Origin of the sequence: Aquimarina sp. U1-2, assembly GCF_017897595.1 — a bacterium.
In the GTDB taxonomy this organism is placed as follows: domain Bacteria; phylum Bacteroidota; class Bacteroidia; order Flavobacteriales; family Flavobacteriaceae; genus Aquimarina.
Genome location: NZ_JAGKIK010000010.1, coordinates 98476 through 119716 on the forward strand (window position 1 = coordinate 98476; position 21241 = coordinate 119716).

Below are 21241 nucleotides of genomic sequence, written 5' to 3' on the forward strand. Positions count from 1 at the left end.
TTACGGCGGGAAAGTGAGTGAGCACCTTCCTTTTAATGAAGCTCATATAAGATCATTAGCTATTAGTAAACTATGTATTCTTACTAAATTTATTATGAAAAATAAACATATTGTTCATTTAACATTCTTTTATTTACTACTTATTTCTTCTCTACATTCACAATCCTATTATCTTACAAAAGAAAATGAAAAAATTTTAACTAATGATGTGAGCGAAGGATTATTTTCAGGTTATCAAGAATTAAAATTAAAAAATAATAAATCAGCTATTGGCTACGAAAAGATTCTTGGTAAATATGATTACGATAGTGATACTTTTTTCTATCTAAAAAAATACAAATCAAAACTTCCCCTCAGTAAGAAAAGGAAACTTGCATATATCTTTATGTCTAAAGTAACAGAAGGAGAAATTGAAATATACAAAGGAATAATTACTGCTGGTACTGGGAAAACACAACATTCTAAAGCAGTTTGGTTAATAGAAAAAGACTCAACTTCTACTAAAATTCATGAGGATGGACTTATATCTACCAAAAAAGGGTTGTTTGAAAAACTAGTTGTAATTTCTAAGAATGAACCCTATTTACAAGATAAACTTAACGAACCTAACTTTAACCAATCCATCAAGAATATGATACATCTCGTACAAAATTTTAATATTAAAGTATATCTAACAAAAATAAACAAAAAACAGAGTAAACCGGATGGAAAAATAGTTTTTTTTAGAGATGCAGCAAAACAAAGCAAAACCCCTGTTGAATTTCTGGTAAATGGAAAATCATTTGTCCTGAATAGAAAAGAAAAATTTGAGACAACGTTATCTACTGACTCCGAAAGTTTGATTGAAATCACTAATTCTAATGATAGAATTAAAAAGCTAATTAAGCCAAATCAAAATTTTACTAAGTATTACGAAATAAAATTAGATAAAAATAGTGTTGGAGAGATATTACGAAAAAACGCTAATAATTCTTTTATAAAAACTAGGATCAAGACCATGAAGCTCATAGAAAATTAACAATAGCTAATGCTGCAGGACACAGTCTAGTAACCCTTTTGGACAACAACTTTTATTGTATTTACCAGTAAACATTCATAAAAAAGAAATGATTAAAAAATTATTTATCGTATACTTTTTCTTGATTTCATATTCTTCAAAAGCCCAAGAAGGACATATTGACGTAAAATACTTCGCTTCAACTAGCGATTACACGAATAAGGTAATCTCTGATGAAATAGTAACAGTAAGACTTAGAGATAAAAGCGATACATTTATAAAAGTTAAAAAGTTACTTGATAAGAAAACAGGGAAAAGAAGTAAAAAAGCTGGATTTCCCTGGGCTATTCAGTACGATTCTCTTACATACTTCAATTTAAGATATTGCAAAGAATATCTAAGTCCTGAAACTTTTCTGAAATCAGATTTGAATGGGAAATACATAGCAATTTTTCTTGATAAATCTGCTCAAAAAAACATTAATAATCAAAAGAACTACTATGGTGGAGGATTACAAGGATTATTAATTTCTGAGTCTGTAAAATTGGGTGAAAGTTGGATTTCAGAAAGTGGAGATACATCTAAAATTTTGATTGTTAACACTCAAAAACTAGATTTAAATAATATAAGAGGTTATAAAAATGCTCAATGGAGGTTGCTAACGAAAAAGAGTATTAATGAAATACTTGGTTTAACGTTATCAAAAGAAGAAATTAAACAACTTACAACCGAAAAAGTGAAAACACTTATTATTAATAAAAATAAAGTAGGCTAGCAATACCATAAGAAAACATTGCACTTTTGGCTTACCTAAAAGTTCTGTTTTAATCAATCAATCCACTCAAATCCACAGTAGGGTACAAGCACGTCAGGGATTTTGATCCCCTTTGGTGTTTGATAGTTTTCTAAGATGCCTGCAAGAACTCTTGGTAATGCCAGCGCGCTTCCGTTAAGGGTATGAACCAGCTGGTTTTTACCATTGCTGTCTTTGTAACGTAGTTTTAAACGATTTGCCTGAAACGACTCAAAATTAGAAACCGAACTTATCTCTAGCCAACGATCCTGTGCTGTAGAGAATACTTCAAAATCATAAGTTAGGGCAGCCGTAAACCCTATATCACCCCCGCAAAGACGCAAAATTCGATAGGGCAATTGTAGTTCTTTTAAGATGGTTTTTACATGTGCCACCATATCTTCCAACGCTTGATACGAGTTTTCAGGTTTTTCGATACGCACGATTTCTACTTTATCAAATTGATGAAGACGATTTAGCCCACGTACATGAGCCCCGTAAGAACCAGCTTCCCTTCTAAAACACGGCGTATATCCCGTACAGCAAATAGGTAGCTCTGCTTCTTGCAATAGATCGCCTCTAAACATGTTCGTTACAGGCACTTCGGCAGTAGGGATAAGATATAAGTCATCACCGGTTACGTAATACATTTGACCTTCTTTATCAGGCAATTGGCCCGTACCGTAACCCGAAGACTCATTAACCAGATGCGGTACTTGATATTCTTTGTATCCGGCTGCTGTGTTTTTATCCAAAAAATAACTAATCAAAGCTCGTTGTAGCCTGGCGCCTTTTCCTTTGTAAACCGGGAACCCCGCACCTGTAATTTTTACTCCCAATTCAAAATCGATAATATCGTATTTGTTGGCAAGCTCCCAATGGGGTAAAGCACCCTTTGCAAGAATAGGCACATCTCCTTCTTTATAAACCTCTTCATTATCTTCATCATTATGACCATCGGGTACCGACTCATGAGGTATATTTGGGATTGTGTACAAAAGTGTTTCCAATTGTTGTTGTACGCTAGTAAGCTGTGTAGAAAGTTCTTTAGCAGTTTCTTTAAGCTGTACAGTTTTCTCTTTTAATACATTTGCTTTTTGCGGTTCTCCGTTTTTGAACAGCATTCCGATTTCTTTGGAGAACGTATTTGAATCTGCTAGTACAGTATCTAATTTTGTTTGAGTAGCACGACGCTTTTCATCTAATGCGATCACTTTATCGAATACTGGTGCGGCATCAAAATTACGTTTGGCTAAAGCTTTACTATAGGCTTCTTTATTGGCAATAATCTGTGGTACTATTAACATGATGTGTTTTTTGGGCGATGGCCGGGCTATTCGCTATATCTTTTTATGATCATATCTTTCATCACTTCATGGGTTGATCATAAAAAGGATGCCGCTGCTATCCCTATCGCAATGAAAGAGCAAATGTAAAGAAAAGCTGGCTTTTTGGAAACGTAATTTAACCCGGATTACGCATTATAAAATCCCCGCCTGCTATTTTATTTAGAAAAAGGTGGGCAGCAGGTATTATGGTTTGAAATACTTTCAAAAACAAACGCTGCGCTGTATTTTTCAATTTCACCGTAGCGGTGTTCCGAAAAGATATTGAGAAAACACTAGTTTTATCGGCATTTCAATCCTCATTACGAAATTCTAATACATAATCCAGGTTTAAAAATTGGTTTTGAAACCTGAACAATTCCTCACTTGAACAATGGTTAAAAAAGTTTAAAATTGAGTACCATATCTTCTAATGGTACGAAAATCATGAAAATAGACTGTTATTTAGCCTGAAAATAAATATTCATTTTAAATTTTTTGCTCATGAAAAAATCATTGGTAAACTTAGGAGTTAAATTAAGTAAAGAAGAACAAAAACATGTTTTTGGTGGTAGAGAAGTATTCAGAACGCCGTGCATACTCGAAGAATTCGGAGGTAAATGTTGTTATACCGTAGGATCCTATGTAAACGGGAAGTGGTATAAAGAAAAAGTTTGCGTTTAGGAGCTTGTATTAAATCTAATACCAAATCTACCATAAAATGGCATAAAAGATGCGAAGTTGCTTTTCTCTCCTTCGAAGCCGTAAAATTATTGCATAGCCATAGCTACATAATTATTTTTCAATGAAGTAGCAGAGAAAATGAACAAGGAAATTTATGTTATTTTATGGTAGATCTGGTATTATTCTAATGAGTATTGCTACGTTGATACAGATTATATTACCTTGAGATATACGAATACCCTGGTAGTGTATATCAAAGTTGTTAATCGCTATATTTTAACACCCATGGATTGGTAGTAAAATAATTCCACGGTACATTGGCAAGATCGACTTCGGGATCTATAAGCACTTTTCGTTTGTTACCATTGACCGAAACACTGCTTTTTGCATACACTTCAATTTCTTTTCCTTCTGCGGCGTATTTTTCTTTTAAGCGTTGGGCAAATTGCCACATAAAATCAGGCTTGGTATTTACCGATCGTATTTGTTTACTGGTTAAATACGCTTTTTTGTTGACAATTTTTCTTTCTTTTTTGGGATCATTTTTATCAATAGTATAAAAACTAGTGATACCCGAGCGCCCTCGCAACATCATACGCCAACTTAACCGATGACCTTCTTCGGTCCATAATACGTCTCCAGGGATAAACCAATGCCGTATAGGTAGTGTGATTTGTATAGCAAACCAAATAATGACTACAGGAATTAGAAATTTTTTATAAGAGGGAACTATAATTTCGTTTCCAGCATAAAATTCTTTCTTTTTCATGAATATGCGATGTATTTTTTCTTTGGAAAAGAAAAACACGCTAAATGCCAGTGACAAGTACGGAAATATGCCAATTTGAAACACTACAGAATTAAAAAGATGAAAAAATATACCTAAACAAAATATTGTAAAACGTGTTCGTTTCCACAATAATAAAGGGATCACCAGGAGGTCAAATAAAATTCCAAAGTACGCTACACTTACGTGAGCCCAATGATGTTGTAATATTGGTCCGACTACAGGATAGTATGCCCGACCTGCCATTAGATTTTTGGCGACTGTAAAGTCAAGCCAATCTGGATATAATTTGGCAATGGCAGCATAGGTATACACAATCCAAAGTTGCAAAATAATGAATAGCACTACCCATCTGGGCATTGCTATCTTTTTTAAAGATGGATTTTGTTTCACATCTACAGAAAAATAATTCCCCGCCGGAAGTATGATCATCATCAACAACAATAATAACAGTAAATAGTAATGATTGTTATATGATGATTTCTGCATAAAATAAACACCCGCCCACAAGATCGTATAGGCTGTCATACTGAAGCGATATCTATATCCTATCATGATGAGCAGGCCAAAAATACCCATCAACGCAAAATAGAAATACATACCATTACCTGGTAGCGGCTGTAAAAAATCAAACCCAATAAAGTTGAACGTAAACTCTGGTTCTATTAAGGTTTTTCTTACCCATCCTGTGAAAATAGCTCCGATAGCTTCGGCAGCGATTAAAAAACCAAAAAATACTCTGAATATAATTAACGCACTATTGTCTATTTGTGTGAACAGCCAACGATTGATCATACTTTAGCATTTATGTAATCACGAGAAAATTCTTCATCTTGTTGCATAGCTTCTTGTAATTGGTCTAAAGAATCAAACTTTTTTTCGTCTCTAATGCGTTTTAAAAGTTCGATTTGAATTTTTCTATCATAAAGATTGAATGAAATATCAAAAAAGTGGGTTTCTATGGTTTGATGTGTACCGTGTACGGTTGGATTTGTACCTATGTTCATCATGCCGTAATAGACTACCCCATCGATATCAGACTTAACGATATATACTCCATTTTTTGGAATAAGTTTATAATTTTCTTCAATATGAAGATTTGCAGTAGGGTATTGTAGTTTTCGTCCCAATTCTTTTCCTCGTACTACGCGACCGGTGAGCATAAAATTATATCCTAAATAGGCGTTTGCTTTTTCTATAGTACCATTAAGCAAGGCTTCTCGAATTTTGGTCGAACTTATAGCAACATCATCGATATCTTGCTTAGAAATTTCTTCTACAGTAAAATTATTCTGGATCCCGTAAGATGCTAAATCGGTTATATTCGAGTTTCGGTTACGGCCAAATCTATGATCATAACCAATAATTACATGCCTTACATTAAGATAGTCTACCAACATTTCCTGCACATATTCACCTGCAGTTAAACGAGAAAATTCTTTGGTAAAAGGATGAACTATCAAGCTGTTTAGGCCGGTTTTTTCAAGAATTTGTTTTCGCTCATCTATTGTGTTGATGAGTTTGATATCAGAATCTTGTTGCAACACCATCCTGGGGTGCGGAAAAAACGTAAGAACCACAGATGCTAAACCATTATCTTTTGCACTTTCTAACAAGCGTTCAATTATTTTTTTGTGACCGATATGTACGCCGTCAAAAGTACCTATAGTTACCACAGATGGGACTTTATGATCATAGGTATCGGCGCTCGTATATAGTTTCAAGAAATATAAGTTTTGAAGGATAAAATTACGGAAATGTTGGGATACATTTGCTTATTTTCCGTTAAAGATATTCATGGTATGAGCAAGTCCGGCTGTGGCAAAGGATTTGATAAGCGCTGTTCCTTTTTGTAATCGCTCGGGCATTGCAGATGCTTCATCTGGATTCCACGTTCCCAGTACATAATCGACTTGTCTTCCTTTACTGAATTCTGCCCCCACTCCAAATCTAAATCTTGCATATGTTGAAGTGCTTAATTGCGTTTCTATATCCTTAAGACCATTATGACCGCCGGCGCTTCCTTTAGCCTTAAGTCGCAGGGCGCCAAAAGGGAGGTTGATATCATCGGTAATGATTAGTATGTTTTCTGGCAAAATTTTTTCTTTGTTTTGCCAATACCGTACTGCTTTGCCACTTAAATTCATATAGGTATTGGGTTTAAGCAGCAGCAGCATTCTACCTTTATGTTTTAAGGTAGCAAGATCTCCTAACTTTTGAGTCTCGAATGTAAGATTTTCTTCTTTGGCTAGTGCGTCTAAAATTTGAAAACCAATATTATGTCTTGTATCTTGATATTTGGGACCAATATTTCCTAAACCAACAACTAGATATTTTTTCATAGGATCTTTCTGAATTTTCTTTTCTTCTTTGTAGAATAATTTTTTTAAGACGGAAAGCATAAGTTTTTATTTTGCGTAAGGGATAGCAGCGGCATCCTTTTTTGAGTTTAGAAACGGTAGTTATAGTTTTTATATATCTGGCTATGTACTACGCATCAAGTTTTTTTAAAGATACAAAAAAGATATAGCGTATAGCCCGACCGTAGTGTAACGAAGGAGACGCCCTACAATACCATAAAAATAAAAAAGCACCTTGAATATATCAAAGTGCTTTGGTATTCTTTGTTAGTTACAACATTATGCTTCTGCAGCAGGAGCCTCGGCAGCGGGTGCTTCTCCTCCTTCAGTTGCTGTAGCCTCATCTTCTTCATCATCTTCGTCATCTGCCACAGCAGTACGAGACGTTTTCACCATACATATTACGGTGTTATCAGGGTGCAGAATCGTAAAATCATCACTAGCCACATCGGTTACATATAATTTGTTTCCGATTTTAAGTTTTGTGATATCTCCCTCAATTGCATCAGGTAAATTAGCGGCAAGGCCTTTTACCTTGATACGTCTTAAATTGAAACGTAATACACCACCGTTTCTGACTCCGCGTGAATTTCCTACGGTTCTAAAAGGAATTTCCATGGTGATTGGTTTATCATCGAAGATTTCAACAAAATCGATATGTAAAATTCTATCAGTTACAGGATGAAACTGAATATCCTGTAAAATTGCATTTATTTTGGTGCCATTATCCAACGCTATGACTACGGTATGAACGTCTGGAGTGTACACTAAGTTTTTGAAAGCAATTTCGGGTGCTGCAAAGTGTACGATAGTGTCTCCACCATAGATCACACAAGGTACCTGTCCAGCATTACGTAAGGCTTTTGTTGCTTTCTTGCCCACGCTTTCTCTTTGAGATGCGTTGATTGTTAATGATTTCATTTTAAAATTTATTTAACTATTAATTTACATTATAAATTTAGAGCTAATAGACTCATTGTGATGCACACGATGCATTACATCTGCAAATAAATTGGCACAGCTTACTACTCTAATCTTATCACTTTTCTGTTTTAGAGGAATAGAATCGGTAACGATTAGTTCTTCTAATTTTGAATCGGCCAGCTTGTCGTAGGCATTTCCTGATAGTATGGGGTGCGTACAAATGGCGCGTACACTTTTTGCTCCTCGTTCGATCATTAGATCTGCCGCTTTGGTGAGTGTACCTGCTGTATCTACCATATCATCTACCAATACCACATTTTTACCAGTCACGTCACCAATAAGCTCCATATGGGAAATGACATTGGCCTTGGCACGTTGTTTATAACATATCACTACATCACTTTTTAAAGCTTTTGAATACGCATAGGCTCTTTTTGACCCCCCCATATCGGGTGAAGCAATAGTTAGGTCATCAAGATGAAGAGACTGTAGATGCGGTAAGAATATAGTTGATGCAAACAAATGATCTACCGGCTTTTCAAAAAACCCTTGAATTTGATCTGCATGTAAATCCATAGTGATAATTCTAGTAGCGCCAGCAGTCTCAAGCATTTTTGCAATTAATTTTGCAGCTATAGGCACTCTGGGTTTATCCTTTCTATCCTGTCGCGCCCAACCGTAATACGGCATTACTGCGGTTATATGCCTGGCCGAAGCTCTTTTTGCTGCATCCAGCATGAGTAACATCTCCATAAGATGATCAGAGCTTGGATGCGTAGAGCCGATAATAAAGACTCTCGACCCTCTTACCGATTCTTCAAAAGAAGGCTGAAACTCGCCATCACTATAGGTAGAGGTAATTACATTCCCTAATTTGGCGCCATACGCTGTTACTATTTTTTCTGCAAGTTCAGTACTTTGATTGCATGTAAAAAATTTTGCTTCTGTAATCGGGGTGGGCATAGGGTAAAATGTTGTATAGTAATACGTTAAAACCGTTTTTCTGAAAATAAGGTGCAAATTTAAAAATTTATTTCAACTATGACTTGTATTTTATTACTTATTTAATGGTCTTGAACGAATATTTTTTTAATTTTGCCATCCAATTATACCAAAAGCTCAAGTGGCGGAATTGGTAGACGCGCTGGATTCAAAATCCAGTTCTTTCGGGAGTGTGGGTTCGATTCCCACCTTGAGTACTGTAAACCCTGATAAATATTTGTTTATCAGGGTTTTGTTGTTTACAGACCTTGCAAAAGCAAAAGTTGCAAGGTTAGAGTAGATGCTTTTGCTTCATTTACCAATAATGTATTTTATACATTCTTAACCTCCTTTGGTACATTGTAACTTTCTCAATTCAGCTAACCAAGCTACATTAGATTCATATACTTTAAAACCTAAAACCTTTTGTGATGAGTGATTCTATTGTAGGGGGTACTTACCCCCACACTATCGAAAAAATTAAGGTTGGCGTAATGTCGGCAAATGATATTGACTTATTTACATCTTTTACATCTCTACATACTGCATTTGAAATTGTTCCTATATGGAATAAGTATGTATGGGGGGATTATTTCAAGGATTCGATGCTGGATTTAATTCTTACGTCCTATCAAAATTTTCAACCTTTTCAGGATATGGTGGATTTTGTAAAAACCCTTGATCCAGAGATTGCCATACCCAGCTTAATGCAAGTAACACCAATTGAGTTTGCAACAAAACACAGTTTAATTCGTCAATTTGCCGATGAAATACTGCTTAAGCCATTTACGGCAGATGATCTCACATTTAGAATTCAAAAGGTCATATCTGCACATATAGCCAGAGCTGCTCAACCTAAGAAATCTGAGTTATGCCAGCAAATAGACCTAATTATTGAAAGAAATATAGCCAATCTCAATTTATCGGTAGCATTGGTAGCTAGTGAGCTGGGAATGTCTCCTAAAACCCTTTGTAGAAAGATAAAGGGCAATCAAGATAAAAAAGTGAACCCCGTACAATATATTTTACAAAAAAGACTAGAATATGCGGCTCGATTATTATCCGATGATCCGCACATACAGATAACCGATGTTGCATTACAGACTGGGTTTATGAGCTTGTCTTATTTTTCAAAAGCTTTTAAGCAACAATATGGTCAACTGCCCAGTACTTATAAAGCATCTAAATTGAAGTGAGTGCAGATTTGAGTTTGTTTTTTTACATCTCCGGATTATGGTATACACCATAGTCCGGATTTTTTATGGGTGAGAGTATGTTGATACCATTTAAAATCAGTTGTCTAAAATAAGCGAATAGCTGTCTGTTTTTAGCATATAGAAACAAAGAGACTGCTTCTACCTTTGTTTCGTGATCACACAAACAAGGCGTTTCCCGAAAAGCCTCAAATAGAGTAGGGACTAACTTTATTAATTTATTATGAAAAATTTGAAATTTAAGTATTCCAATCTATTGCTGATACTTGGGGTTTTTCTTTGGTCTTGTGAAAAAGAGGAGCCTGTCTCACCGTCTCAAAATGCAATGGAGGATGTAATTGGAGTTGGTGAAAACAAAGAGTATCATGATCATCCAAAGGTAACATTTGGAAATAACAATCTTCAATTAGCCAAGAATAGAGGTTCTGGGGAAATTGTAATAGAGCAACCTTGGGAAAGTTTGGATTTTGAATCCTTAAAACTTCTTGGAAGAAATTTCATAAATAGGGATTTTTTGAAGAATAGGTTTACCCATATATTAAATAGAGGATCACGTAGACCCTTAAATGTAAGTATCAACGATACTAAGTTTGGTAGTGGTCATAATATGACCGAAGATTTTAATTGGCATACTGATTATAGAAGAAGAGCAAAACGAGTAAAAGTTATAAAAAACAAAAAATTTGGTAAAGTAACACCCGTACCAGGTTTTAGTGTGCTTAAGATTAAAAATAATACTAATAAAGGTAAAATGATGAATTTACCGCCAAATTCTTTTGAAACCAGAAGAAGTACAACTACCAATTGGAGTATTTCTGCTGGATTTAATTTTAAAATAGGCGCAGAAATGGGATTTCCTCTTGTAAATAAAGCAAGTGCAGAATTTACGGTGAATTTTGACAGAACTCATGGAGAGAGTACAACTACCACTAATGTGCAGCGATATCCTACAGACCAAGTTTGGGTTCCTGCAGGGCAGACCGCATTTTTTCAACTGGTAGAGAAATCCAAAAAATATACATATGAATGGCATATACCTATAGAGTTTAGAGGTCAAGTAGGTGCCGATTATGGTAAAAAAAGACATCATGGTCATCACTTTTGGTCAGTGCCGGCAAAAAATTTCTTTTATGAATTTAAAAACGGTAGTAATAAAATGATCATTGATATAGATGAAGAATATTATGTAGAACGATGGGTACGCTCCAAAGTAGAATTTGATGATGAACCTATTCAATGGTAAAGACTGAGTACGTTAAAATCCCGATAATTATTTTACAAAACTATTACTATATCATTCACTACAGCATAAAGGTTAATCTTTTTAATACAGGTAATCTTAATGAATACATAAATTAGGTTTTTTCTTTAAAAGTTCTTACACGCCTGCCTGTCAGCATGACAGGTCTTCGATACCATCTTCTATCGAAAATTACTATGATTGACATTAATTTTCTTACTTCAAGTTACGTTAATCATATAAAGATCCAAGAATAGAATTCCTGGATCTTTTTTCATAATCGCAGAACGCATACCACAGCTATAGAAATCAACTAAATATCGTACTAACAACTTTATTTTCTCTATCATAGACAAGCAAGTACAATATAATTTTGGTATGCTCCTACCACAAACCTATACGTGCATATATCGTTTTTAAGTGTCCAAAATAAGCAAATCCGTGTCTTTTTTGAGCCAATAAAAATCTTAGATCATGTTCTACATTTACATCGTGATCACACACAAATCAGGTGGTTTCCCGAAAAGCCTCAAATAGAGTAGGGACTAACTTTATTAATCATTTAATTATGAAAAATTTGAAATTAAATTTGAGATCATTAGGATTGATTGTGTTACTTTTTATTGGATATTCTACTATTTCTTGTAATAAAGATGAAGTTGATGAAATTAATCCAGAAGAAACCAAGATATCCGAGGAAGAATTTTTCAATTCTCTGAATAATGATCCAATAGCATTAAATTATATTAATGCCACAGAAAAAGTTGAACAAACCATAAAGAATGCTGTAAAAGCTAAAAATTTGACACCCAATGAATTTAGAGAAATTTATCAAAGTAAAAATTATGATATGCTAGAAGAAATGTTTGGTAATACTAATTTCTTAAATGAATTTGAAGAACATAGAATAGCAAAAGAATTATTCAATCAGAAATATCCTAATTTTCAAAATGATGTATTAAGTTTTATCCCAGAAGATCAAATCGTTTATGGAAATAATAGCTCTAAAAGGTTTAAGTTTTTAGACGAAAATATTGCAAAGGGATGTAAGAAATTTTCCAGAGGATGGTGGGCAATGAGAAGTTGTCAGTTAGTTTGTGCAACAGGAGGAGGTGCTTGTTTTCTGCTACCAGTCCCCGGAGCTAGAATTGCTTGTGCCGCAGGAGCATTCAGCTGTGCAACGGGATGTGAAGTAATTTTCTGCTAAAAGAATAGAAGCAAAATGAAGCTTTTCGTTAAAAGGTGCTTAAAAGTTTTAAGCATCTTTTAATGTTATATAATGTATGAACAGATATAACTTTCGACACCTTTTAAAAGCTTCAATACAATTCAAATATATTTTGAAAACGTAAAATGGAGTTTTTAAAAAAGTGAACTAATGCATGCTAAATTATAATTAAACGTATTAAGAAAATAAATTAGCATTCAATCCAAAAAACAAATCAAATGATTCTAGATTTTTACGATAATCCTTCACCAAGCGCAGCATATACTTTGATCACGACACAAATCAGTAGTTTGACTATTATATTAAAAGTGACTGCTAAAAAAATGTGCTACCAACTAGGTAAATACCAAAGTAGTTTTTATTTAGGAGAACCACTTTATATTTATTTTAGATGAAGAACAGGTACTTTGACTAAATTAATAATCCAATAATGCCCAATTACGTATCGAAAAAAGTTGGGCATTTAATGTATAGTGATTTAAGTACCATCATCTTAAAGCACATTAAGTCGGTTCAATAGTTCTTTTTTATAATTTCTGGAAATAGGGAGAATACTACCATTACTCATCGATACAGATCCGCCTTGTTCCTTATTCACAAAATCAACATGGGATAACTGTATCAAATAGGATTTGTGCAGTCGTAAAAAATTATAAGATTCCAGTTTATTTTCAAAGTACTTTAAATTTTTTGAGGCTACTATTTCATTGCCACCCGCCAATATCAAGGTGGTGTAATTGCCATTGCCGTTGCAATAAATGATATCAGTAATCTTAACCATATGAATACCTTTGGCATCGGCTATTGATAGTTTTGGTGCTTCAAAAACACGTTTTTGTAGCGTATTGTAATTGTGCTGTATCTCATCGGCAGACATTTGATCCATAGCCATGATTTTTGCAACCACCTTTTTTAGCTGCGTAGCTGCCACCGGTTTTAATAAATAGTCTATGGCATCAAATTCATATCCCATAAGGGCATAGCCATCGTATGCCGATACAAAAATTAATTTAAACGAGATCGAGTCCAGCTCGTTTAAGATATCAAAAGCGGTGTAGGTACCTATCTCAATATCGGTAAATACCAGGTTGGGTTGATAGGTTGCTACAGCAGCCAAAAACGTATCACTATCTGTTGTTTCTGCCACAATATGCAATTGCGGGCAATAGGATTCGATTAAGATTCGAAGATTTTGTAGACACCTCGGATCATCATCCAGCAATATGCAATTAATTTGATTTTTCATAGTCACTTTTTTTAATAGGTAAGGTGATCACAACTTCGGTACCCATAGACTGATTGTTCTCATCTAATAGGTCACGAATTGCCACATTCGCCTTAACTCGTAGGGTACGATTTAAAATTTCCAGTCGTTCCCGCGTATTTTGGGTTGCTATCGATAAATGAGTATTGATATGTTTTTGTTCTTTTTTAGCTTTATTTCTTCCTACACCATTATCACTTATCTTGCATCTGACCATATTTGCTGTTTTTCGAAATGATATGGATAATCGATTATCTCTGGAAGACAAAACGAATCCATGTTTTATAGCATTTTCTACATACGGTTGTATGATCATTGAGGGAATGAGTGGGTTTTGTTTTTCCAGCTCCTTATCAATATCATATTGTATTGAGAAAAGATCTTTATATCTTCCTCTTTCTAGAGCTACATAGGATTGTATGATATCCAGCTCCTTGTTAAAAGGAATATATTTTCTATCACTGCAATAAAATACATTTCGAATGAGCGAGGTAAGCCTAACCATATACTCATCGGCCTCTTTGGTTTTTTTGGTGAGGATAAGATTTTGAAGTGTACTGAAGGCATTGAACAAAAAATGTGGATTCATAGCCGACTGCAAAGATTTCATTCGGTCAAGTGTGGCTTGTTCTCTTAATTGAAACATTCTTATTTTTTGTAGGCTTACGCGATAGATAAACATAGAAATAACGATGATACTTAGTGCCAGTCCGCCAATAGTCACTTTTTGAAGGGTTGTGTTAGAATTCTTAAGGATTTTAATTCTATCCTTTTGTTCGTTTTGCGCTTGTTTCACTTCAATTCGATTGGTAATTTCACTAAGTTTTAATTTCTCTTTTTTTTGACTCATTATATTAGTAACCTCTTCTAATTTTTGAAAAGCATATTTGTGAAGCCCCAATTTATGGTACGTTTTGGCCAGGTCTTGTGTATACATAAGTATCCCAATAGAATCATTTAAGGTTATTGCATGCTTAGCTACAATTTCCAAATTTTTTCTAGCGTTTTTGTAGTTACCTGTTTTGTAATCTAATAGTGCTATGGTATGCAGTAGTTCATGATATTCAATAGTTTCAAAATCAACGTGCTCTATACCATCTGGAAAAAAGTATTGAGTAATTATCTCTTTTGCTTCATTTAATTGACCATTTTCGATGTAAATATTAGCGACATTGTTAAATAAGACTAAACAACCCTCTTGTTGTGGATCACTCTTACAGATTGAGATACTTTGATTTACGTACTGGTTAACTTTTTCTTTTTGAGATATCGGAATCGCGTACAAAATGGAAATAAAAGCATCTATGATATCAACATTATCGTTCTTTGAAGAAATATAGCTCAATGCCTTCTCAAATTCTGGTAATGCTAAAATCAGGTCATTGTTCTCCAACAGCAAGTTGCCTTTATTATTATGCAACCTCCACATGATAACAGAGTCTAACTCTTTTGTGCCTAAGGTAATTGCCTTGTTATACGTCAGTAAAGATTCAACAGGATCTGAATTTTCTAAAAATTTGGCATAGGCGTTATAGTACCTTCTTAAGCATCGCAAATCGTTATTAGCATTACAATGTCTTCGTAAAAAATTGAAAATTTTTACGATTTCACAGTCAGAGCCCTTACCGGTTTTTATTACTGCAGGAAGATATAATTCTAATCCCCAATTTATGATTTTTTGATAGTTGTTCTCTTTCAGAACTTTACACCATCCTTTTTCTATATAATAAGCAGCTGCACTGTATTTACCGACATTTGATAAGCTATCCCCCATTTTTTTATAATAGGTATAGGGCTGATCATCTACAATAGCTGTAGTATCACTTTGAAAAATCGGTTTTGGTGGTTTCTGAGCTAATAACAGGGCAGGAAATAGTAAACATGTTATCCATAAAAAGAGTATCTCATTTTTCATAGCAGTTGTAAATTACTAGGCTTATCTAATTTGCCCATGTTGGTCTAATTTTATACTTGCATTACTACATAATCCGGGTTAAAACTGAATCCTTTACAGAATAGTTCTAAGATCGATTACTTTATTATTGTAGTTTTCATGTCATAACAGGTTATTTTATATAGACAAGGAATCTTCTATACCGAAGATTCCTTGCCATTTCTTAATACTAAAATATGCTATTCTATAACTAAACTTGTTACTACAGCTTCTTTATTTTTAGTATATATTTTTAAGAAATACATACCTGAGGGAAGTTGACTTGTATTCAACTCTATATTAGTCTGTTCCTTTACTACATTTTGTGTCATAACTGCTCGACCCGTATTATTATAAAGTTCTATTTTATATGCTGTAATCGGCAATTTTCTCAAAAATACTACTTCCCTGGCTGGGTTGGGGTATAGAGAAAGTTCAGTTTTTTTAGTTTCTATACTTTTTAAAATAGCAGCCTGTCTATTATTTGTTGTAGTAACGGTTAGCTCTGGCTTTTTGGTGCCTTCTTTAGACCAAAAACTCACGTCGTTACCCGAGGTATGTTCTACAATTAAGCTTACCCTTCCGCTAGTTGAAAGCCCTTCCAGGTTCCAGACATATGATTTGTTGGTGTTGTATGAGGTATTTTTGGTAGCCAGTAACTTTCCTTTACCTGGTTTGTTACTGTTTGAGAGATTGCTTTCTTTCCAATTCGTACCGTTGCCCAGATATATTTTAATTTCTCCATTACCTGGGTCAGATCCTACGCTAAGTTTGAGTTCTGCAGTATCAATCCTTCCATTAATAATACTAAGGTCAAACATGAGATAACTCATCCTCTTGCCGGATTCGACTCTTAGTTCTTTGTCATTAATCCGGGTATTTCCCTGTAAATAAGCATCTTGTATTGTAGTTAATTTTGTCACTTCAGGTTGATTGCCCTTTACCGTCAATATAAATGTAGTTTCTGCCGTATTCCCTTTATTATCCGTAGCTATTGCTTTTATAGTATAGCGACCTGCTGTAAGCCCATTCAACTCTTTCGGGTTTGGTGAACCATCATGCCCCCATTCATACAATGAAAAGTTTTCCTGTCTCACCAATACATCATCAATAAACAATCGTACGTTATCTATAGTTCCCTGACTAGTAGTTGCAGTAGCTTCAACCATAAGATCATATCCTAGTGCTACAACTAGATTGCCAGATGGTTTTACAAATGATACCACCGGAGCTTCATTTGAGTTACATGTATTACCTGGGTCGTTAGGGCATGGGTCATCACAATCTTTTATACCATCATTATCGGTATCATTTTTACAAATTGATCCGTACAAGCTATATGGGGGATATTTATAGCGCTGAAAATCATAATAGCGCACAAATTCATGAACTTTTTCTCTAGCATCAATACGTTGTTCAGAAAATAATGTTTCAGCAATACTGAATAGTGGTTTTGCATCTTCATCATAAATTTTATTAATGTTTCCCAACTGTTGCCACGGCCATCTTTTCTTTCCTTCTACAAAAGGACGTAAAAAAGAATAGGCTTTTTTCATACTTCTTCCGTCATGGGTTTTATAATTCCATAAATCTATGCCCATAGCTTTGCCATGTTCAGCTACAAAAGTCATGGCTTTCAAATTCATTATATGGTAGCTTAATGATTTTGTTCTTCCGATCTCACGGGGTTGCTTACCATCTGGATCTATTTGCCTGGCTATTCTTTTTGTTTTTACTTCTTCTAAACGCTTAATAGCCTCGTTATTTTGTTTTAAATATCTTAGAAGCCCTATGGTTTGATAATCATACCAGTTAGAATGATTATTATCCATGTTACTTGCACCTATACCCAGCCTGCTTGTCGTAAGCCACTTTGTATAGTCTTTTAACCAGGCATTCATGGCATTTTTAAATTGAACACTAAGCAAACCATCTTTTTCAAACATTTGAATGGCTGTAACTACCTTATTAATTCCAGGCCATTCGATAAGTCCCCATTTTTCACCGTCTGATCTACCGGGTACACTTTGCCCAAAATTTACATTGGGATTTACCCGTGTTGATCGGTTGACAAACCAGATTTTCAAGAATTCAATGCATTTATTAGCATACTTGCGATCATCGCTAAAGTAGTACGCCAAAGAAAGTCGGTCTACCCGTATAAATAAATCTTTTAAACGAGAAAAATCTGTATTGTTGTTACGCGTATCGGGATTGATATTGCCATCATCAGATTTCCAGGGTAATCCATTAGGTTTGGATCTGTCTGGCCAAAAGTAGGGTGCAATACTATAATAGTCATGCTTATCTCCACTAGGAGGTGTAAATCCCTTATTGGTAACCGGATTGGCGCTTTTTGTTAAATCGCTATTTGCTCCTCGTATCAACCAATTATAGGCATGTTTATAATAGCTATCATTAGCCTTAATTCTATTTTTTACAAAATCAAGCCGTTCTTTACTTTGAAATATGAAATCACTGTGTTGATACTGTGCTTGCGATGTGAACAGACATAGTAGTGTAATGACGCATATTATTAGTGTTTTTTTCATCCGTTTATATTTATTGTTTTTTATTTGTCAGATGGAATCGCCATATAATCATATTGGTGGGTATCAATCTAATCGTTATGGCTTATTTCATTATATCAAGTTTAAAATAGTTATGATTTAAAATGAGACACGACCTGGAATTTTATATAAAGTCTGACTAGCGTTTTTCTTTTTATGAAAGAAAAACGCTACTTGACTTCATAACAATTTTCAATTTTTTAACAATCGTGTGCTTAGGGTATTACTATCTTTTGAATATATTTTTACGAAATATATTCCTGTAGGGAGTTTATCTAAATTCACTTCTACCGTACTTTGTTTTTTAACGATAGGTTTTGAGATCACTTTATACCCGTTAAAACTATATACCTCAACACGATAAGCAGTAGCCGGAAGTTTTTGCAAAAATACTACATCATTTGCCGGGTTGGGATGCATTGATACATGTATTTCTTTCGCTTCGTTAGAAGTAAACTCACGCGCTTGTCTATTTGCTCTGGTCGTTACGGTTAGTTCTGGCTTTTTAGCCCCTTCTTTTGACCAAAAACTTACATCATTACCCGAGGTATGTTCTACGATTAAACATATTTTACCACTAGTAGCAAGACCATCAAGATTCCAGGTGTAAAATTTATTGGTCGTATACGAGGTGTTTTTAGTTGCTAATAACCTCCCTTTACTTGGTTTATTAGAATTAGAAAGATTACGCTCTGTCCAGTTTACACTAGTACCTAGATATACTCTAATTTGGCCATGACCAGGATCAGATCCTACACTAAGCTTTAATTCTGCGCTATCAATAGATCCATTAAGGTTTCCTACGTCGAATAAGAGATAGCTTACTCGATTTCCTGCTTCTATTCTAAGGTCTGTTGTATTGTAACGAGTATTACCTTGTAAATAAGCATCATCTATCGGCGTAACTCTTATAGTTTGAGGTGATGTATCAGCATTGGTAGTTTCTTCTGGGCCGTTTCCTGAAGGTGCTCTTTTGTTATCAAGCTGGATGACAAACTTATCCAAACGCATGCCATTCTCTCTGTAAGCAATTTGCAGTGTGTGCTGCCCTTGTGATAAATTATCTACAGCACTGTTATCGGTAGCATGCCAACTTCCTACTCCTGATCGTCCGTTTTCTCTTATCCAGGTACCATCATCGATTCGCCAGAAAAAGGAATCGTCTGTATCGCCAACATTGAGTGTTCTGAACCAAAAACGAAAATTATCTTCGGATACCGATGTAAAATCGTAAGATGTAACTGCACCAACGGATGTATCCGTAGGTACATCCCCATATTGATTATACGCTTCAGATATTTGAATATATAGATTACCAGAAGCCGATGCATTGGAATGTGTTTGCCAATACCTCCCTAATTTTCCATTTTCAGCTTCCATTGATAGTACGCCGTCTCTTTCAATAAAGTTGGTTGGATTGCCGCCTGTTTCTTCGTCTGTAGTTGAAGTATCGGCAACATAGTTAGAATCCCCTTCATTATTAAAAGCTTTGATTCGATAAAAATATTTGGTACCTGCAGTTAACCCTGTATCTCTATAGCTTGTAGTATTTGCATTTACAGTAGCAATTGTGGTATAATTTGAGGTATTTCTTCCTCTTTCAATCTTAAACCCTTTTTCGTTATTCGAAGCATCGGTCCAGGTCATGAGCACTTCTGAAGACGACTGTGCTGCGGCATTAAAGTTACGAGGGGTACTCGGAATGTTTGTTTCTGGTTCCCCAATCCCTAACTCTTGTGGTGTAGGGATGTTGTTATCTTGTTTCCATTCTAATCTAAAACTATTGTTAGACCATTTTATTTGAGAGTCATTAGTACATGCTCTACCACAGCTAGAATGAGCAACGGTACACTTTACCGTAGAAATGCGGTTACAATTTTCGCCTGTATTGCAATATGGATACCAGTACACACTATTTTTGATTTCTAATCCTCGAGGACAATTTTGTGGTTGGTTTTTGTCACCACTATACCTCAAAAACCCAGGTTGATAATTGTTTCTTGGCCCGTCCCATTGAGAAGATTGCCCCGTATAGTAACAATACAATTCATCCATTACACTATTGTTTGCATGCTTATTATCGTATAATCTTCTCCATTTAAGAGGAGAACCGCTTATATTTCTCATATAAATTTTGCGAAACGTCGAATTTCGTACCCTGGTGTTGTAAAAAGCATGCAGAGATCCGGCTTCGTCGTATCTATTGTGACAGTTGGTAATAATCAAATTTTCAAAAAGAAGGTTTTGTGATTTTTGAGGATAGATTACTCCGGCAACATACATTCTATTTCTATCCTTTTCATTAGGAAAATAAATTTGACCAATTTTATTAATCACACAGTTGCGCATGGTAATATTTTGTGTTTCTAGCATCGTTATGGCGTTCACCTGCCATTCTTCTATGTGCAAATTTTCTATGATTACTTGTTTACTACTGGGTTTGCTTATCCCTATACAGCTAGGGGGACCACCCTGATGCTTGTATTTATCACCAATAAGCTTTGCTTTGCCATTACCATAAGTAGATATGATAAGCTTTTTGTTGATATCCCAAACAAAAGCAAAGAGATGACGTTCTTCATCTTTATCGTACAATACAGAACTTGTATTTTGAGTAAAATTTCTAAAGGTATCACCACCTCTTAGCAAGATAATAAATTCTGAGTCATTGGATAGTCTACATAATTCTTTTGCCCGATTCAATGTTCGTACGGGTTGATTTCTGGTACCCGCATTTGAGTCACTGCCAGAGGTACTTACATAAATAGTTTTTGCTTGTAAGCTAAATGATATTAAAAAGAATACGGTCAAAATATACCGAAACTTTCCTAAAAATGTTATTTTTCGTTCTATTAAATTCTTCATATTAAATGAGTTGAGTTTGTAGTTTGCTGTTTGCAAATTAACTTTTGAGACTTCCTTTTTTATAGGCTTGTGCTAA

At 34.8% G+C, this 21241-nt stretch carries 16 protein-coding genes and 1 tRNA gene; 7 read left to right on the forward strand and 10 right to left on the reverse strand.

All coding sequences use genetic code 11. The features are described 5' to 3' along the window. Positions 1-94: 94 nt before the first annotated feature. Positions 95-1018: a hypothetical protein gene (locus tag J8281_RS13505; protein WP_210198167.1), complete on the forward strand. Its 924-nt coding sequence runs from the start codon at positions 95-97 to the stop codon at positions 1016-1018. 88 nt (positions 1019-1106) lie between these two features. Beyond that, positions 1107-1772, forward strand: coding sequence for a hypothetical protein (locus J8281_RS13510; protein ID WP_210198168.1), 666 nt, complete (start codon positions 1107-1109; stop codon positions 1770-1772). Between the two features lie 53 nt (positions 1773-1825). Here J8281_RS13510 and serS read toward each other — a convergent pair whose 3' ends face one another. Continuing rightward, positions 1826-3097 (reverse strand): serine--tRNA ligase, encoded by a 1272-nt coding sequence (gene serS, locus J8281_RS13515; protein ID WP_210198169.1) that lies wholly within the window; start codon positions 3095-3097, stop codon positions 1826-1828. A gap of 522 nt (positions 3098-3619) precedes the next feature. Between serS and J8281_RS13520 the strand changes: the two genes are divergently transcribed. Next, complete coding sequence (locus tag J8281_RS13520; protein ID WP_210198170.1) at positions 3620-3799, forward strand: hypothetical protein; 180 nt, start codon at positions 3620-3622, stop codon at positions 3797-3799. Between the two features lie 262 nt (positions 3800-4061). On the opposite strand, the gene J8281_RS13525 is transcribed toward J8281_RS13520, so the two are convergent. The 5 genes from J8281_RS13525 to J8281_RS13545 form a co-directional block, all read right to left on the reverse strand. After that, positions 4062-5381 (reverse strand): HTTM domain-containing protein, encoded by a 1320-nt coding sequence (locus J8281_RS13525; protein WP_210198171.1) that lies wholly within the window; start codon positions 5379-5381, stop codon positions 4062-4064. Further along, a complete protein-coding gene (locus J8281_RS13530) occupies positions 5378-6310 on the reverse strand; it encodes a bifunctional riboflavin kinase/FAD synthetase (RefSeq protein WP_210198172.1) in 933 nt (310 codons plus the stop codon). The genes J8281_RS13525 and J8281_RS13530 overlap by 4 nt, the downstream gene beginning before the upstream one ends. A gap of 51 nt (positions 6311-6361) precedes the next feature. Then, positions 6362-6988, reverse strand: coding sequence for an aminoacyl-tRNA hydrolase (gene pth / locus J8281_RS13535; RefSeq protein ID WP_210198173.1), 627 nt, complete (start codon positions 6986-6988; stop codon positions 6362-6364). A gap of 237 nt (positions 6989-7225) precedes the next feature. Continuing rightward, positions 7226-7867 (reverse strand): 50S ribosomal protein L25/general stress protein Ctc, encoded by a 642-nt coding sequence (locus J8281_RS13540; protein ID WP_210198174.1) that lies wholly within the window; start codon positions 7865-7867, stop codon positions 7226-7228. Positions 7868-7891: 24 nt separating this feature from the next. Beyond that, on the reverse strand, positions 7892-8833 hold the full coding sequence (locus J8281_RS13545; RefSeq protein ID WP_210198175.1) for a ribose-phosphate pyrophosphokinase: 942 nt from the start codon (positions 8831-8833) through the stop codon (positions 7892-7894). Between the two features lie 154 nt (positions 8834-8987). Here J8281_RS13545 and J8281_RS13550 point away from each other — a divergent pair. The 4 genes from J8281_RS13550 to J8281_RS13565 all read left to right on the forward strand — a co-directional run bounded on the left by J8281_RS13550 (position 8988) and on the right by J8281_RS13565 (position 12512). Next, positions 8988-9069 (forward strand) — tRNA-Leu (locus J8281_RS13550). Positions 9070-9282: 213 nt separating this feature from the next. After that, positions 9283-10047, forward strand: a complete 765-nt coding sequence (locus J8281_RS13555) for an AraC family transcriptional regulator (RefSeq protein WP_210198176.1) — start codon at positions 9283-9285, stop codon at positions 10045-10047. Between the two features lie 241 nt (positions 10048-10288). Next, entirely contained in the window at positions 10289-11308 is a 1020-nt protein-coding gene (locus tag J8281_RS13560; RefSeq protein WP_210198177.1) for an ETX/MTX2 family pore-forming toxin, read from the forward strand. Between the two features lie 565 nt (positions 11309-11873). Further along, positions 11874-12512, forward strand: a complete 639-nt coding sequence (locus tag J8281_RS13565; RefSeq protein WP_210198178.1) for a hypothetical protein — start codon at positions 11874-11876, stop codon at positions 12510-12512. Positions 12513-13026: 514 nt separating this feature from the next. Here the strand turns inward: J8281_RS13565 and J8281_RS13570 are convergent. The 4 genes from J8281_RS13570 to J8281_RS13585 form a co-directional block, all read right to left on the reverse strand. Continuing rightward, entirely contained in the window at positions 13027-13779 is a 753-nt protein-coding gene (locus J8281_RS13570; RefSeq protein WP_210198179.1) for a LytTR family DNA-binding domain-containing protein, read from the reverse strand. After that, positions 13763-15712: a histidine kinase gene (locus J8281_RS13575; protein WP_210198180.1), complete on the reverse strand. Its 1950-nt coding sequence runs from the start codon at positions 15710-15712 to the stop codon at positions 13763-13765. Before J8281_RS13575 ends, J8281_RS13570 begins: the two co-directional genes overlap by 17 nt. Before the next feature lie 218 nt (positions 15713-15930). Next, positions 15931-18282 (reverse strand): alginate lyase family protein, encoded by a 2352-nt coding sequence (locus tag J8281_RS13580; protein ID WP_210198181.1) that lies wholly within the window; start codon positions 18280-18282, stop codon positions 15931-15933. 210 nt (positions 18283-18492) lie between these two features. Beyond that, positions 18493-21165: a T9SS type A sorting domain-containing protein gene (locus tag J8281_RS13585; protein WP_210198182.1), complete on the reverse strand. Its 2673-nt coding sequence runs from the start codon at positions 21163-21165 to the stop codon at positions 18493-18495. Positions 21166-21241: the final 76 nt, after the last annotated feature.